Origin of the sequence: Sphaerisporangium sp. NPDC088356 (genome assembly GCF_040685555.1) — a bacterium.
Classification (GTDB): Bacteria; Actinomycetota; Actinomycetes; order Streptosporangiales; family Streptosporangiaceae; genus Sphaerisporangium.
The window spans coordinates 1-15,996 of record NZ_JBFBIK010000148.1 but is presented as its reverse complement, the minus strand read 5'-3'; the positions used below and the strand labels follow the sequence as shown (position 1 = coordinate 15,996).

General features: G+C 71.2%; 11 protein-coding genes. 3 read left to right on the top strand and 8 right to left on the bottom strand.

Going from position 1 to position 15,996, the window contains the following annotated elements:
• Positions 1-59: 59 nt before the first annotated feature.
• The 3 genes from rho to thrC form a co-directional block, all read right to left on the bottom strand.
• Positions 60-2,189 (bottom strand): transcription termination factor Rho, encoded by a 2,130-nt coding sequence (gene rho / locus AB0O34_RS33000; protein ID WP_363922223.1) that lies wholly within the window; start codon positions 2,187-2,189, stop codon positions 60-62.
• A 451-nt stretch (positions 2,190-2,640) separates the two neighbouring features.
• A complete protein-coding gene (gene thrB / locus AB0O34_RS32995; RefSeq protein WP_363922221.1) occupies positions 2,641-3,570 on the bottom strand; it encodes a homoserine kinase in 930 nt (309 codons plus the stop codon).
• 43 nt (positions 3,571-3,613) lie between these two features.
• Complete coding sequence (gene thrC, locus AB0O34_RS32990; RefSeq protein WP_363922219.1) at positions 3,614-4,672, bottom strand: threonine synthase; 1,059 nt, start codon at positions 4,670-4,672, stop codon at positions 3,614-3,616.
• Between the two features lie 327 nt (positions 4,673-4,999).
• Between thrC and AB0O34_RS32985 the strand changes: the two genes are divergently transcribed.
• Together AB0O34_RS32985 and AB0O34_RS32980 are read left to right on the top strand one after the other, a co-directional pair.
• A complete protein-coding gene (locus tag AB0O34_RS32985) occupies positions 5,000-6,151 on the top strand; it encodes a methyltransferase domain-containing protein (RefSeq protein ID WP_363922217.1) in 1,152 nt (383 codons plus the stop codon).
• A gap of 327 nt (positions 6,152-6,478) precedes the next feature.
• On the top strand, positions 6,479-8,128 hold the full coding sequence (locus AB0O34_RS32980; RefSeq protein WP_363922215.1) for a glycosyltransferase: 1,650 nt from the start codon (positions 6,479-6,481) through the stop codon (positions 8,126-8,128).
• A gap of 180 nt (positions 8,129-8,308) precedes the next feature.
• Here AB0O34_RS32980 and AB0O34_RS32975 read toward each other — a convergent pair whose 3' ends face one another.
• The 5 genes from AB0O34_RS32975 to AB0O34_RS32955 form a co-directional block, all read right to left on the bottom strand.
• Complete coding sequence (locus AB0O34_RS32975; RefSeq protein WP_363922213.1) at positions 8,309-10,189, bottom strand: glycosyltransferase; 1,881 nt, start codon at positions 10,187-10,189, stop codon at positions 8,309-8,311.
• Positions 10,186-11,289 (bottom strand): family 2 glycosyl transferase, encoded by a 1,104-nt coding sequence (locus tag AB0O34_RS32970; protein ID WP_363922211.1) that lies wholly within the window; start codon positions 11,287-11,289, stop codon positions 10,186-10,188. Before AB0O34_RS32970 ends, AB0O34_RS32975 begins: the two co-directional genes overlap by 4 nt.
• 97 nt (positions 11,290-11,386) lie before the next feature.
• A complete protein-coding gene (locus AB0O34_RS32965; RefSeq protein ID WP_363922227.1) occupies positions 11,387-12,673 on the bottom strand; it encodes a homoserine dehydrogenase in 1,287 nt (428 codons plus the stop codon).
• 98 nt (positions 12,674-12,771) lie between these two features.
• Positions 12,772-14,154 carry a diaminopimelate decarboxylase gene (gene lysA, locus AB0O34_RS32960; RefSeq protein ID WP_363922225.1) on the bottom strand — a complete coding sequence of 461 codons (1,383 nt, stop codon included), beginning with the start codon at positions 14,152-14,154 and terminating at the stop codon, positions 12,772-12,774.
• A gap of 127 nt (positions 14,155-14,281) precedes the next feature.
• Positions 14,282-15,124, bottom strand: a complete 843-nt coding sequence (locus AB0O34_RS32955) for an anticodon-binding protein (RefSeq protein ID WP_363922209.1) — start codon at positions 15,122-15,124, stop codon at positions 14,282-14,284.
• Between the two features lie 155 nt (positions 15,125-15,279).
• Between AB0O34_RS32955 and AB0O34_RS32950 the strand changes: the two genes are divergently transcribed.
• Entirely contained in the window at positions 15,280-15,906 is a 627-nt protein-coding gene (locus tag AB0O34_RS32950) for a Uma2 family endonuclease (protein ID WP_363922207.1), read from the top strand.
• Positions 15,907-15,996: the final 90 nt, after the last annotated feature.

Here is a 15,996-nt window from a genome sequence, read left to right as displayed (position 1 = left end):
CGTGTGGCCCGCCGCCCCTTCTTCAGTGGTCACCCGGGAGAACCCGGGCGCGCGAGGCGCTAGTCGCGCTCGGAGCTGACCGTGGTCTTCTGGACCTGGAGCAGGAACTCCGCGTTGGACTGCGTCTCCCTCATCTTCTCCAGCAGGAGTTCGAGCGCCTGCTGCATGTCGAGGGCGTGGAGCACGCGACGCAGCTTCCAGACGATCTGGAGCTCGTCCCTGGACATGAGGATCTCTTCCTTACGGGTGCCGGACGCGTCGACGTCCACCGCGGGGAAGATGCGCTTGTCGGCCAGGGAGCGGTTGAGCTTGAGCTCGGCGTTGCCGGTGCCCTTGAACTCCTCGAAGATGACCTCGTCCATCTTGGAGCCGGTCTCCACCAGCGCCGTGGCGAGGATCGTCAGCGAGCCGCCGTTCTCGATGTTGCGGGCGGCGCCGAAGAACCGCTTGGGCGGGTACAGCGCGGTCGAGTCGACACCACCGGAAAGGATGCGCCCGGACGCCGGGGCCGCGAGGTTGTACGCGCGGCCGAGGCGGGTGATGGAGTCGAGGAGCACGACCACGTCGTGGCCCAGCTCCACCAGCCGCTTGGCGCGCTCGATGGCGAGCTCGGCGACAGTGGTGTGGTCCTCGGCGGGACGGTCGAAGGTCGAGTGGATGACCTCGCCCTTCACCGACCTCTGCATGTCGGTGACCTCTTCCGGACGCTCGTCCACCAGGACGACCATCAGGTGGCACTCGGGGTTGTTCCGGGTGATCGCGTTGGCGATCGCCTGGAGCACCATCGTCTTGCCGGCCTTCGGCGGCGAGACGATGAGACCACGCTGGCCCTTGCCGATGGGCGCGACCAGGTCGATGATCCGGGTCGTCAGGATGCTCGGGTCGGTCTCCAGGCGGAGCCGCTCCTGCGGGTACAGGGGGGTCAGCTTGGAGAAGTCCGGGCGGTTGCGCCCCTGCTCGGGGTCCATGCCGTTGACGGTGTCGAGCCGCACGAGGGCGTTGAACTTCTCGCGGCGCTCGCCGTCACGCGGCTGGCGGACCGCGCCGGTGATGACGTCGCCCTTGCGCAGGCCGTTACGGCGGATCTGCGCCAGCGAGACGTACACGTCGTTGGAGCCCGGCAGGTAACCGCTGGTGCGCACGAACGCGTAGTTGTCGAGGATGTCGAGGATGCCGGCGATCGGGATGAGGACGTCGTCGTCACCGATCACGGGCTCGTTGCTGTCGAAGCGGTCGCGGCCACGACGGTTGCGCTCCCTGAACCGGCCACGGCGACCGCGGCGGTCGTCGTCACCCTGCGGGTCGGGACCCTGGTCACGCCCCTGGCCACGGCCCTGGTCGCGCGTCTGCTCACGGCCCTGGTCGCGCGTCTGCTCACGGCCCTGGTCGCGCGTCTGCTCGCGGCCCTGGTCGCGGGACTGCTCGCGGCCCTGGTCGCGGGACTGCTCGCGGCCCTGGTCGCGGGACTGCTCGCGACCCTGGTCACGGCCCTGGTCGCGCGTCTGGTCACGGCCCTGGTCACGGCGGCCCGGAGCGTCGCCCGCGTCGGCGGCGCGCTGCTCGGGGCGGCTGTTGTCGTTCCGGTTGTCCGGGCGGTTGTCGCCACGGTCACGCCGGTCGTTGCCACGGCCACGGCGCTCGCCGCGCTCGGCGCGATCGCCGCGCTCGCGGCGGGACTCGCCTCGCTCGGGCCGCGTCTCGGCCTGACCGGCCTCGACGGGCGCGGCGGCGGGGGCGGACGCGGCGGCCACGGGAGCCTGCTCGACGGGCTGCGCCTCCACGACGGGTGCCCGCTCTTCGCGGGTCTCGACGACGGCCTCGACCGGTGCCGGGCGGGAACGTTCCCGGCGGGTACGGGCGGGTCGCTCGGCCACCGGCTCCGCGGTGACCGCGGGTGCCGCGGTGGCCGTGGGAGCCGGCGCGGCAGTGGGCTCGGCGGAGGTAGAGGCACCGTCAGCAGTTACGCCCTGCTTCTCCTGGATGGCCGCGATGAGCTGGCTCTTGCGCATCCGTCCGGTCCCGCTGATGCCCAGGCTCGACGCGAGAGCCTGCAACTCGGGCAGCACCATGGCGGACAGGCCGGTGCCAGAGCGACGGCGCGGCTTGGCCGCGGCGCGGGTGGGGGTGTCGCCGGCGACCGGCGGCACTGTGCCGGAGACGTCGGAGAGGAGTTCGGTGGTGTCGCTCAACTAAAAGGTCCTTCCCAGGGGTCGGGCGTCGGCCACGATCAGCCAGGCGTCCCGGTGGTGCGACCCGGCGGGACAGACCGGGTCGGGCTGTACGAATTTCTAAGGTGTCGGGAAGTCGGTGCGTCGAACCGGCACATGGCCGTCACCGTCGAGATTCGCGAGCCGTTGGGGGCCCGGGGGTCGCCCCCCGGCTGGTTACCGCCGACCAGATGTCGATGTCCGTCGAACGCGCATGTCCCCGATTACGCCGCTTCTCGACGCGCCAACCGGATGTGGACCAACCGGAGGTGATCAATTCGGGAAGCCCGCTGTGCGGCCTACGTCTTGCGACGGAAGGCGCGATCCAGCGATGTATGGCTGACAAGCACGCACCCGCAACGGGGGCATCTGGTGCGGCTACCAGCCTAACATCACCAGCGCACACTGCTATTCCCTGAAGGTCGAAGATGCATCAGCGTGTCTCGGGAAACTGAACGCTCGCGCCAGACTGGTCGACGTCCAATGGCTGGATGTGCCAGTCACTACCCACTTCCGACGCGATCAAATCATGGGTATCCGTCGTTCCGAACACGAGAACCGTCGGACCGGCCCCCGACACAACGGCGGGCACCCCGGCCACGCGGAGACGTTTTACCAGATCAGCCGTGTCCGGCATCGCAGGCGCGCGGTAGGTCTGATGCAGACGGTCTTCGGTGGCGGCTAGCAACAACCCGCTCTCGGGCCGCTGGGTAAGCGCCGCGATGAGCAGGGCGGCGCGTCCGGCGTTCGCCGCTGCGTCGGCATGCGGCACGTCCTTCGGCAGAAGCCCGCGCGCCTCCTCGGTGGAGAGCCGGGTTCTCGGCACACACACCACAGGTCGCACGCCCCCATGCGGGCTCAACTTCAGCTTACGCGGAGTTCCGGCCAGGTCGGTCCACGCGATGGTGAGACCTCCGGAAAGGCACGGTGCGACGTTGTCGGGGTGGCCCTCGATCTCGGTGGCCAGCGCGAACACCTCGTCGTCCGGCATGCCGGGCGCGGCGAGCGCCCGGGCGGCCATGATGCCCGCGCTGATGGCGGCGGAGGAGGAACCGAGCCCACGGGCGTGCGGGATGCGGTTGAGGCACCGCAGCCGGATGCCTCGCGGCTGCGGGACGCCCGCGCGGTCGAAGGTGGCGCGCATCGCCCGCACGATCAGGTGGCCCTCGCCGGTGTCGAGCTCCCCCGCCCCCTCGCCCTCGACCTGGACCTCCACGGCACGGCCGCCCGAGGGAACCTGATCGACGACGCCGGCCTCGACCTCGTCGTACAGGGTGAGGGCGAGGCCCAGCGAGTCGAAGCCTGGCCCGAGATTCGCGCTGGTGGCGGGCACGCGGACGACGACGGTGTTGCGCGTTGCCATGCGTTTCCTCGATTTTTCCTCAGACTCGGCGATCTCGAACGGCTCAGGCGAGCTCGAGCGCACCGGCGGCCGCGAAGGCGTCGACCGGGATCGTCAGCGGGGTCGGCGCTCCGGAGATCGCCCAGTCGGGGTCCTTCAGGCCGTTGCCCGTGACGGTGCACACGACGCGCTCGCCCTGGCGGAGCAACCCCTGCTCGTGGGCCTGCAGCAGGCCCGCCACGCTCGCGGCCGAGGCCAGCTCGACGAACACGCCTTCCTCCTGGGCGAGGAGCTTGTACGCCGCGGCGATCTGCCGGTCGGTGACGGCCTGGATGTCTCCACCGGACTCGTCGCGGGCGGCCTCGGCGAGCTTCCAGGAGGCCGGGTTGCCGATGCGGATGGCCGTGGCGATGGTGTGCGGGTGGGTGACCGGCGCGCCGTTGACGATGGGCGCCGACCCGCTGGCCTGGAAGCCGAGCATGCGCGGGGTCTTGGTCGCCACGCCGTCCGCGGCGTACTCGCGGTAGCCCATCCAGTACGCCGAGATGTTGCCGGCGTTGCCCACGGGGATGCAGTGAACGTCGGGCGCGTCGCCGAGTGCGTCGACGATCTCGAAGGCCGCGGTCTTCTGGCCCTGGAGCCGGTGGGGGTTGACCGAGTTGACCAGCGCGATCGGGTAGTTCTCCGCGAGCTTCCTCGTCATGTCGAGGCAGTCGTCGAAGGAGCCGTCGACCTGGAGCAGCCTGGCGCCGTGGACGAGCGCCTGGGCCAGCTTGCCCATCGCGATCTTGCCTCGCGGCACGAGGACAGCGCAGGTGAGCCCGGCCCGGACGGCGTAGGCCGCGGCGGAGGCGCTGGTGTTGCCGGTGGAGGCGCAGATGACCGCCTTGGCGCCCTCTTCCAGAGCCTTGCTGATCGCCACGGTCATGCCGCGGTCCTTGAAACTGCCGGTGGGGTTGAGCCCCTCGACCTTGAGATGGACGTCGCACCCGGTGAGGGCGGAGACGCGTCTGGCGGGGACCAGCGGTGTGCCGCCTTCGAGCAACGTGACCACGGGCGTCGTCGTGGTCACGGGGAGCCGGTCACGGTATTCCTCGATAAGGCCACGCCACGCCCTGAACATTTGTCGCTCCTCCCGCGCCCGGCCCAGCGCGAAGCGGGCCCGACAGCGCGTAACCATGGGTCCGCTACCAGCGGTATCAGGCAATGAGTCTACGGGGGGTGTAAACCCCGCCGCGTCACCCGTCCACAGGCTGGACCGCCTCTGAAAACCGTTGACATCAATCCTCTGCCAGGCTGACTCGCTCTGGCCTCGAATGCGGCCAAGACCGCACCCCAGAAGAACGCCCGAAATCCTCACTGTCTCTTTAGCATCTTTTCCACCAGAATTGGGGAACCACGTCCCCGAAATGGGGTCCGACTTCAGATGCCCGCGGAGGGAAACGTCGCCGTGACCGACGACCAGGTCTTCCACGCTCGTCACGGCACCGACGCGAGCCCCGCGCGTCACGACCCCGCTAACGTCCACGCGGCACCCGCCACGGAGGCCCGCGAGGCCAGGCATCTGGACCGCGTGCACTGGATCCTCGACCACCTGCCCGCGAGCCGTCCCGGGCGCCCCGTAGCCGTGCTCGACCTGGGCTGCGACGACGGCGAGCTCTCGCTGCTGCTCGCGGAGCGGGGCGACCGGGTGACCGGGATCGACGTGGAGCCGCCCGCGATCGCGCACGCGCGCCGCCGGCGCGACCGGCTCCCGGCCGACGTGGCGTCGCGCACGGACTTCACGGTGGGCGACGGGCACGGCCTGGACGGCGTCCCTGACTGCTCGTTCGACGCGGCCGTCGCCGGGGAGATCCTCGACCGCGTCGGGGATCCCGTCCAGGTACTCGGGGAACTCCACCGGACGCTCCGGCCCGGGGCGACGCTGGTGTTCACGGTCCCCTACGGCGTCAGCGAGGAGGTCCTGCGGCTCGCCCACGCCGGAAGCACCGAGCAGGCCGAGGACGACGAGCCGGCCGCTGTGAGCCCTGATGCCGAGCGGCGGCGGGTCTTCTACCACGGGAGCCTCCGCCACCTGGTCGAGCCCCTGTTCGAGATCCGCGAGCTCACCGTGCTGCGACGGCATCTGGCCGGGGTGGCGGTACGCCGGGACGAGCAACGCGGGACACCCGGTTTCGCGCTGAGCCGCGCCGAGACCGCGTTCCTGCAGCGGGAGCGGCACCTCCACCGCGAGATCGGCGAGCTGCGGGCCCGCTGCGCCGAGATGGCCGCGCGGCAGAGCACCCTCATGCGCGCCGGAGAGGACCTGCTCGACCGCAACGCCGAGCTCCGCGCCGAGGCCACCCGTCTCAGGCACCGGGTGAACCACCTCGAAGGCCGCCTCGCCGAGTATCGGGAGCTGATCGCCCGGCTGCGGCGGTCACGGGCGTGGCGGCTGATCACGGCCTACCGCCGCGTGCGGTACCCCGCCGGCGGGAAGGTCGATTCCCGGGAGGTGGAACCGGTCGCCGCGAAGCGTCCCATGGTGATCACGGGTTCCACGGGTGTCGCGACACCCGCCCTGCCGGCCCGTACGGAAGCACCGGCGACCCCGGCGAAGTAGGCCGCCGGACGCGTTTCCAGGGGAAGGCGCGCGGCCGGAAAGGCGTACGCGCGACGCGTGGACGTGGCCGGGTAAAGGTACGAGTAAGGATCGTGGGTTACCGGACGACCACAGGGGGCATTGGAAGATCCCCAGGTGACGGTCATGGCGAGCGGTCAGGGGCTCTTATGAAGCTCACAGGTTCCTTGTATAGGGTCGGCTCCCGGCGGCGAACCGGACCGGCGAGGAGCGATCATCTTGACCGCCGCGTCGACCGCGCCACGACAGCACGTCACCGACGAACGATTGAGGCAAGGGTTTCCTCCTCATGACCGACACCCCGAGCTCATGACCGACACCCCGAGCACCCCCGCGAGCGCCGTCACGGCCGGAGCGGGCGACCGTCCCGTCATCCGCCACAACGACTACTCCCCCCTGGTCCCGCCCACGCTGGGCGGGTGGACGCCCGAACTGCCGGTCAGCGTGGTCATCCCCGCCCACGGCGGGCAGCGGCGCCTCGACCTGACGCTCGCCGCGCTGGCGGCGCAGACGTACCCCTCGGGCCTGATGGAGGCGGTGGTCGTCGACGACGGCAGTGAGCCGCCGCTGCGGCTGCCCGACATCCGCCCGGAGAACACGCGCATGATCCCGAGCGCGCCCGGCGGCTGGGGTACGGCTCACGCGCTGAACACCGGGGTGCGCGCCGCCGAGGGGGAGGTCGTCCAGCGCCTGGACGCCGACATGGTGATCTGCCGGGGGCACATCGAGGCCCTCATGCGCTGGCACCATCTCACCGACTACGTGGTGACGATCGGGGCCAAGGTCTTCGTGGAGGAGCCCGCCCTGACGGCCGCCGAGGTCCACGCGGCCGTACGAGAGGGAGCGCTCGACACGCTCTTCGACATGTCCGGAGCCGTCCCCAGCTCCACGGAGGCGACCATCCGCCGCCTGGACGGGCTGCGCGCCAGCAAGAACCCTTACCACGTCTGCACCGGACCCACGGTCTCGTTCCGCCGTTCCCTGTTCTACCAGGTGGGCGGCCTCGATCCCGAGGTGCTGAGGGGCGAGGACACCGAGTTCGCCTACCGGCTGGCGATGAGCGGCGCCGTGTTCGTCCCCGACATGGAGGCACGGGCCGTCCACCTCGGGATCCCGGCGCAGCGCGTCGACAAGGAGGCGACCGTCCGGGTCGTGGCCCCCTTCCTGGCCCATCGGGTACCGCTCCGCCGCGACCTGCGCAAGGAGCCCGGCCGGGGCTGGCTGGTGCCGTACGTCGAGGTGGTGCTGGACGCGGAGGGCTCTACCGAGCCTGAGGTGGGCGCCGCCGTGAGCGCGGCGCTGGGCGGGAGCCTGCCGGATGTGGCGGTCACGCTCGTCGGGCCATGGGCGGAGCTGCCCCAGGGCCGCCACCCGGTGCTCGGTGATCCCGACTTCGAGCTGCGGCTGATCCACGAGCAGTTCCGGTACGACAAGGGCGTCCGCGTCGCCCCGGCGGTCGTCCCCGACCCGGCTCCCATCCCGTTCCGGTACTCCGGGCCGGTGGACGTGCCGCTGGGGCGACGTTCACTGGAACTGATGATCAAGGCCGTCACCGATGATCGGGCCGGGCTGCTCGTGGTGGAGTTCCCCGACGGCCGCACGGCCCGGCTGGAGCGCACCGACGCCTTCAACCGCGCCCGCCTGCTCGCCGCCCCTGGTCAGGACCTCGCCGAGGTGATCGAGCGTACCCACGGGGTGCGGCGAGGCGAGGCCGCCGAGTTCTGGCCCCCGGCGACCGCCGGCGGTCCCAAGGCGGGGGCGGCCAAGGACGGCGCCGCCGGAGCCGGGCAGAGCACGCCTGTGGGAGGGGCCGCCGGTCCCTCTCCGGACCGGTCGCCCGACGGCGGCCCGGCAGCCTCGGAGCCGTCAGGCCACACGCGCCAGCCCGCCCGCGCCACCTCGGGGCCGGCACGCGAGAAGCTGGCCAGCCGCCTGCGAACGGCCCTGCGCGGACGCTGACAAGCGGTCCACGTTCACGGGGTCGCCCGCCGTACGGCGGCGCCGGCTTCACCGCACCGGATGCGACCGTACCGGCGCCGGCATGAGGGGCACGCGAGACGGACGCCGCCGTACCGGCGCCGGCATGAGGAGCATGCGAGCGAGAGGAAGGTGGGCGACCCGGCGCAGGTGGTCACCGCATCAGCCGGTGGGCGTCGATGCCGGGCCCTCGGTGCCCGGGGAGGTCGCCGTGCCGGTCTCCCCCTCGGGCGGCAGGGACGGCCCGGAGCCGTTGCCCGCGCGCAGCGGCCCGGCCCGTTTGGCGGAGATACGCTTGATCATGGTGCGCAGGCGGCTCGCCTTGAGCGTCGCGACCTCCCTGCGCAGGCCGCCGACCTCACGGCGAAGATCGACGGCGGTCTTGCGCCACCGGCCCGACTCCTCGCGCCACTTGGTCACCTGGCCGCGCAGCCGCTCGACCTCCTTGGTCAGCTTGACCACCTCGGCCTCGGTCTCCAGCCGCGCCCGGTAGGCCATCCTGCGGCCCCTGCTCGGGGAGGTCTCCGAGGATGGCAGGAAGCCCAGCGTCTCGCCGTCGATCCAGAGCGAGCCGTAGACGTCGTCGACCGCCTCGTCGTACCGCCCGGCGTCCGCCGGTGTGATCGCCTCGTCGTACGGCTGAGCGCCCGCTCCGTCGTACGGGCGCGCGGCGGGGACGGGGCCGGCGACGGCGGCGGTCTCGGGGGCGGGGCCGGCGACGGTCTCGGGGACGGGGCCCGTGACGAGGGCGGTCTCTGGGGCGGGGCCCGTGACGAGGGCGGCGCGGGCGAAGGCCGAGCGGCGTTCCAGCCGGGCCTCGGACACACCTTCGGCGGTCTCGGCGAGCAGCACGCTGACCAGCCCGTACCCGCCGTCCACCGTGAAGTCGAGCAGGCGAGCGAGGGTGTCCTCCCCCGGCACCCAGCCCGCGGGGAGGCGGAGCCGGAACGGTGCGAGGCGCTCGGCCTCGGACGGCGTGAGCCGTACCCGGCTCTCGTAGGCGTAGTGGCCGTGGATGAGGGTCAGGTCGAGACGGGAGTCGGTGAGGGGAGCCCTGCGCTCGGGGACCAGGGTGTCCCAGGGGCCGGTCAGCAGGACCGAGACGTCGGGGACCGTGCCGGCGAGGACGGCGTCCACGGTGGCACGGGTCTCCTCGTAGCCCCCGGCCTCGACCACGACCTCGAGGTACGGCACCTTCCACTGGCGCGTCGGATGGGTGCGGAGCCAGCGGTAGTGCGGGACGCGATCGCCGATCAGGGCGTGGCTGACCCGGTCGACGGGCTGCTTGTCGCGCATGCGCATCGACGGCCCGAGGTGGAATCCCCGGGCCAGCGGCTCGGGGATGAACACCGCGCCCGCCTGCGCCAGGCGGTAGCCCATCTCGGTGTCCTGGCCGAGGACGAGCTCCTCGTCCATGGGACCGGCGTCGTCGATGAGCCGGCGGTTCACCGAGGTGGCGCCGCCCACGTGCAGGCTGAAGGCCCGGTTGGGGGTGTCGGTGAGGCCGTTGGTGCGCTCGACCAGGTCGACCAGCCACTCGTGCGGCTCGGCCGGCTCGAAGAGCTTGGCGAGGTCGTCGGCCGCCGCCACGACCTCCGGCGGGGGCAGCGCGGCCGTCGTGAACCGCAGGTAACTGGTCACGACGAGGTACGGCGCGAGGTGGTGCCACCGCATGTGCGCCTCGACCTCGTGCCGGTCTGCGACCACGTCGGAGTCGAGCCAGTGGATCACGTCGCCGGTCGCGGCGGCGAGCCCGGCGTTGCGCGCGTCGGCCCTGCCGGGCGTGTCGCAGACGATCAGCCGGGTGCCGGGCGGGCGGATCTCCGGCAGGCGCAGGGCCGGGCTGCTGCCGTTGTCGACGACGACGACCTCGATCAGCTCCCCGGGGTAGCTCTGCGCGGAGAGGCCGGCGAGCGCCAGGTCGAGCTTCTCCTGGCCGTTGTAGGCGGGGACCACGACGCTCACCCGTAGGGCCGGCGTCCAGGTGCCGAGCGCGGGCGGGTCGAGCACCGTGTAGTCGTTGCCGCGGATCCGTCGTGTCATGAGGCTTCCAGGATCCGGCTCGGACGGAAGCCGCGCCACTGGTTCGCCGCTACGCGCAGGAAATGCGCGAGGGGAAGCTGCCAGGTGTGGCCCGCGGCGAGGGATCGGCGCAGGACGTAACCCAGGCCCTGGGTGCGGTAGATGCGGGCGCCGGCGGCGTGGGCGGCCTTCAGGAACTGGGCGTCCACCCCCCGAGGCACCCCCTCAAATCCACCTATTTCCTGAAATTTCGCCCGAGCGAGGAAGATCGTACCGCCGGCGACGTGATCCGACCAGATCTCGCTGGTGTAGTCGGTGCGGCGCACCGTGACGTTCAGCGGCTCCAGGTAGAAGAACTCCGCCGCCGTTCCCACGATGTCGGCCCCGCTGTACGCGCGGGCGAGCAGCAGGTCGGAGAGGTGCTCCGGGGAGTACCAGTCGTCGTCGTCCCACTTGGCGATCTCGTCGCCGCTCGCCCTGGCCGCCACCCGGTCGAGCACCTCGCCGAACGGCGTGGCGACGTCCGCCTCGACCACCGTGACCGGCAGCGGGAAACCGTCGAGCGCCCGGCGTACGTCCTCGTGGGAGGCGGGGACGCCGTGCAGCCCGAGCAGGACCTCCACCTCGACGTGACGCTGGCGCGCGATCTGCGCGAGCGCCGACCCGAGCAGGTGCGGCCGCTTACTGGACATCACCACGCTGACCTTGGGCACGGCGGCACCGGACGGGGTCGCGTGGCGCCGCAGCCTCAGGCTGTGCTCCTCCCTGCGCAGGTCGCTCACCGAGCGGAGCGACTCGTCACGCGGGCCGGGGGTCCACGAGGTGAGCAACCGGGCGAGACCGGCATCGGCCCGCTCGACCCAGGCGGGCACGTCCTCGGCGTACACCGGGACCCCGGCAGAGGCCAGGGCGAGGATCGTCTCCAGCACGCCCGCACGGCCCTCGGGCCAGCTGACGCGCAACCCATCGAAGGGACGGAGCCGCACGATGTCGGCCGCGCTCAGCGGCAGGCCGGCGACCTCACCGGCGAGCAGGGGCCACCCGTCCTCGAAGGCCAGGCCCGCCGGGCCCGCGGACGGCGTTCGCACGTAGCCGAGCGGTGTGGGGTCGCCCTCTCCCAACGCGCCACCTCTCAATCGGGCCCCGCGGGGGGCAGGGGAAGACGGCCGTCACCCAGGCCTGGCATCGAGACCTGTGACCCGAAGCCCGGCGCCGGAGTCAGCGCGTGTCGTCGCCCTCGACGCGCATCACGCCGGTCACGCCTCTGACGATGTCGAGCTCGCGCAGGTCATCTATTGTGGCGGACAGCGCGGCGTCATGGGCCCTGTGGGTCACGAGCACGAGCTGGGCGTCGTCGCCGTGGCCCTCCTGACGCACGGTCTGGATCGACACGTCGTGCTTGGCGAAGATGTCGGCGACCCGTGCCAGCACACCCGGCTTGTCGGCGACGTCCAGGGACACGTGGTAGCGCGTGATCGTCTCGCCCATCGGGTGGACGGGCAGGTCGGCGTAGGTCGACTCCTGCGGCCCGTGCGTGCCCGCGAGGCGGTTGCGTGCCACGGCCACCAGGTCGCCCAGCACCGCCGAGGCGGTGGGGGCCCCGCCGGCGCCCTTGCCGTAGAACATCAGTTGCCCGCCGGACTCCGCCTCGACGAACACCGCGTTGTACGCCTCGCGGACCCCGGCCAGCGGGTGGCTCCTCGGGATCATCGCCGGGTGGACGCGGACGCCGACCGAGCGGCCGTCGTCGGACCTGGCGCAGATGGCCAGCAGCTTGATGACGTACCCCATGGCCTTGGCGCTGGCGACGTCCGTCGCGGTGATCTCGGTGATGCCCTCGCGGTGCACGTCGGAGGCGGTCACCCTGCTGTGGAAGGCCAGACCGGCGAGGATGGCCGCCTTCGCGGCGGCGTCGAAGCCCTCGACGTCGGCCGTCGGGTCGGCCTCGGCGTACCCGAGGGACTGGGCCTCGTCCAGCGCGTCGGTGAACGAGGCGCCCGAGCTGTCCATCTTGTCGAGGATGTAGTTGGTGGTGCCGTTGACGATGCCGAGCACGCGGTGGACGCGGTCGCCCGCCAGGGACTCGCGCAGCGGGCGGAGCAGCGGGATGGCCCCGGCCACGCTGGCCTCGAAGTACAGGTCGACGCCGTTCTGCTTGGCGGAGCCGTGGACCGTGGCGCCGTCCTCGGCGAGCAGGGCCTTGTTGGCCGTGACGATCGACTTGCCCGTGGACATGGCGGCCAGGATGAGCGACCTGGCCGGCTCGATGCCACCGATCACCTCGACCACGATGTCGACGTCTTCCCTGGTCACCAGGGCCTCGGCGTCGGTGGTCAGCAGCGCGGGGTCGACGTCGCCGTCGCGCTTGCGGCCGAGGCGCCTGACCGCCACCCCCGCGAGCTCCAGCGGGGCGCCGATCCGGGCGGCGAGGTCGTCGGCCTGCTCGTGCAGCAGCCTCACGACCTGCGAGCCGACGACTCCGCAGCCGAGCAGCGCGACCTTCAGCGGCTTGCCGGCCTCGCCGGGCTTCTCGTGCCTCCCCCGCCTGTCGAAGGACGGCTCCTGCTCCTGAGCGCCTGGAGACCCTTCCGATGCGACCGGTTTCACGCTTGCCCCCTCAACAGGTCGTCCTCGGTCTCCCTGCGGACGATCACGCGTGGCACGCCGTCCCTCACCGCGACCACCGCGGGCCTCGGGAGGTAGTTGTAGTTGTGCGCCAGCGACCGGCAGTAGGCGCCGGTCGCCGGGACCGCGAGCAGGTCTCCCGCCGCGACGTCCCTCGGCAGCCAAACGTCGCGGACGACGATGTCACCGCTCTCGCAGTGCTTCCCGACCACGCGGGACAGGATGGGGTGGGCGTCGCTGGTGCGGGACGCCAGCACGCAGGTGTAGTCGGCCCCGTAGAGCGCGGTGCGGAGGTTGTCGCTCATTCCGCCGTCGACGCTGACGTACGACCGGAGGCCCTCGACGTCCTTGACCGTGCCGACCTCGTAGACCGTGATGCCGCCGGGGCCGGCGATGGCCCGCCCGGGCTCGACCGTGAGCCGGGGAACGGGGAGACCGGCGTCCTCGCAGACCCGGGAGACGATCTCGCGGAGGCTGTCGGCGATCACCTTGATGTCGGGCGCGTCGTCGCCCTCGACGTAGGCGATGCCATAACCGCCGCCGAGGTCGAGCTCGGGCAGGACGACGCCGTGCTCCTGCTTGATCTGCGTCAGCAGCACCGCGAGGCGCCGGGCGGCGACCTCGAAGCCCGCCGTGTCGAAGATCTGCGACCCGATGTGGGAGTGCAGGCCGACCAGCTCGAGCTGGGGCAGGGCGAGGATCCGGCGCACGGCCTCGGCCGCCGCTCCGCTGTTGAGGGAGAGGCCGAACTTCTGGTCGTCGTGGGCCGTCGCGATGAACTCGTGGGTGTGGGCCTCGACGCCGGTGGTCACCCGGATCTGGATCTTGGGACGCACGCCCAGCTCTTCGGCGAGGTAGCCGACGCGGGCGATCTCGTCGAAGGAGTCGACGACGATGTGGCCGACCCCCGCCCGCAGTGCCCTCTCGAGCTCGGCGTACGACTTGTTGTTGCCGTGCAGGGCGATGCGCTCGGGCGGGAAGCCGACGCTCAGCGCCACGGCGAGCTCGCCGCCGCTGCAGACGTCGAGACCGAGGCCCTCCTGGTCGACCCAGCGGGCGACCTCCTTGCACAGGAACGCCTTGCCCGCGTAGTAGACGTCGTCACCCTGGAAGGCGGCCTTGTAGTCACGGCAGCGGGAACGGAAGTCGTCCTCGTCCACCACGTACAGAGGGGTGCCGTACTCACGGGCGAGATCCCGGACGTCCACTCCGGCGATCGTGATCGCACCGTCCACACGGCCGGACATTCGCGGCCAGATGGTGGGGACGAGCGTGTTGAGGTCGGCGGGGGCCTGCGGAGGACGCTCCTCGGGCAGCACCTCCGCGTGCCGGTCACCGGCGGGATGGGCGAATCGACTCACCCGCATGAGGCTATCCGACCCCGTGATCCCACCGCGCCCGATGCTCAACCAGCGAGACAACCAGGTGGAAGATCTCCAGAAAGGTAAGCCGCCAGGCGTACCGCTTCCGGCTTTTTGCCCGTTTTAGTCATATTTTCTGGGGAGCGGTTTGCCGCAACTCTGTCAACCCCTCGCCGATGACCCTTCGTACGGCCGCGGCCATCCACAGCCGGGCGCCGTGGGTGGTGCTCGGGGTCTCGTCCCCCTTGGGAAGGGCCGGCGCGTGCTCGAAGGCGTCGTGATAGGCCTCCGCCAGCCGCTCCAGGTACGCCTGCCAGCCCGGATCCCGCCTTTCGCGCCTGCTCGGCACCTCGGCCAGCACCCTCAGCACCGCCCGATCACGAGGATCGGCGAGCGACTCGGGCCGGAACACCGCGGACTTCCACGCCTCGGCATCGTGCTCCGGCGCTCTCAGTGCGTGCTCGTCGAGCGGCCCGTGGTCCGCCGCTCCCGCTGCGAAGCCGTGATCGTCGTGCTCGTACCCCAGATCGTCGTCCCGGGCCCCCGACCGGCGGCCCTCCACCCCCCAGAGCCCCAGATCACGTGCCCAGCGCAGTACGGCTCCCGCCCGTACGTAGGCGTATTTGACGACAAATCCAGGGTTGTCCCATGTACGGGGGAAGTCCGGCCACGGACCCGCCTCACCGGCACCCTGCTCACAGGTTTCCCGTGCCGGGAAGAGGGGCTCGGCCAGGATCTCGCGCACGATCTCACCCGGTACGGCCACCTCGATGACCAGGAACCCGTTCGCCCGTACGTCGACCGCCCGGACCCCGGGCAGCAGGCGAAGCCGTACCGCCAGCTCCTCCGCCACCTCGCGCGGGGCCCTGTCAGCCCGCCTGAGCGCCACCGCGGAGACATACGTCGCCCGGCGCTCCCAGGAGCCCTGCGGAGCAGGCGGCGACCCGAGCACCACGCCCAACGCGCCCATGAACACCCACGCAGCCTATTAGGGGACCTCGAGATACCCACTCGGCGGTGGTCATACGCCATCACTCCCGGCGGGCCTCCCGTAGCTTTACGGCTGGGTGCATGCCCAGCCCGTAGGCTTGGATCGTCCAGCGGACAGTGATGAGGAGATCCCGGATGAAAGCCCTGCCAGACGACAGCTGGCTTCTCAACATCCGCCCTCAGCCCGCGCGCGTCACCGCGGAGGAATACGAGGGGCTTCCCGAGGAGATCGCCAAGGCCATAGAGATCGTCGACGGCTACGTGGTCTACTGTGCGGCACCGACGCCTGATCGTCAGACAGCCGCCAGGCGGTTGGCCAACCTGCTGGAGCGTCATGCTCGTGACGCGATGAGCAAGGGTCACGAGTGCGTCACCGTGAACAACGACGTGGATCTACGCCTGAGGGACCTGCCGCTCCTCAACCGGCGACCCGACATCGCGCTTTATCGGTGCCTCGATCGCGAGCGAGGTGAACGACTTCGCGCCGAACATGCCCTGCTCGTCGTGGAGATCGTATCGCCGGGCTCAGAAACCCAGGACACGACGGACAAGCTCGGCGAGTACGCCAAGGCCGGCATCCCTCACTACTGGATCGTGCGGCTGGACAGCATCGGTGTCTCGATCATCGAGCGCTACCGGTTGGATCGAGCCGCCATGCTCTACAAGCACCTCGGCACGTTCATGAAGGACGAACCCGGGGACTCCCCCAGCGTCAGCAACCCCATCCCCATAATGATCGACTGGTCGGAACTGCAGTTCTGACCAGAATTAGCCACCTCTCCTGGCGCTGGTGACCTCTCATCGAATCCTTTCAGCGTGGAGACCCCGGCCTTCAGGCCGGGGAGGAAACGC

Excerpts from the sequence above, each read along its gene's own strand:
- AB0O34_RS32980 (WP_363922215.1), top strand. The coding sequence starts at position 6,479 with ATGACCGACACCCCGAGCACCCCCGCGAGCGCCGTCACGGCCGGAGCG.
- AB0O34_RS32950 (WP_363922207.1), top strand. The coding sequence starts at position 15,280 with ATGAAAGCCCTGCCAGACGACAGCTGGCTTCTCAACATCCGCCCTCAG.
- thrB (WP_363922221.1), bottom strand. The coding sequence starts at position 3,570 with ATGGCAACGCGCAACACCGTCGTCGTCCGCGTGCCCGCCACCAGCGCG.
- AB0O34_RS32975 (WP_363922213.1), bottom strand. The coding sequence starts at position 10,189 with ATGACACGACGGATCCGCGGCAACGACTACACGGTGCTCGACCCGCCC.
- AB0O34_RS32955 (WP_363922209.1), bottom strand. The coding sequence starts at position 15,124 with ATGGGCGCGTTGGGCGTGGTGCTCGGGTCGCCGCCTGCTCCGCAGGGC.
- thrC (WP_363922219.1), bottom strand. The coding sequence starts at position 4,672 with ATGTTCAGGGCGTGGCGTGGCCTTATCGAGGAATACCGTGACCGGCTC.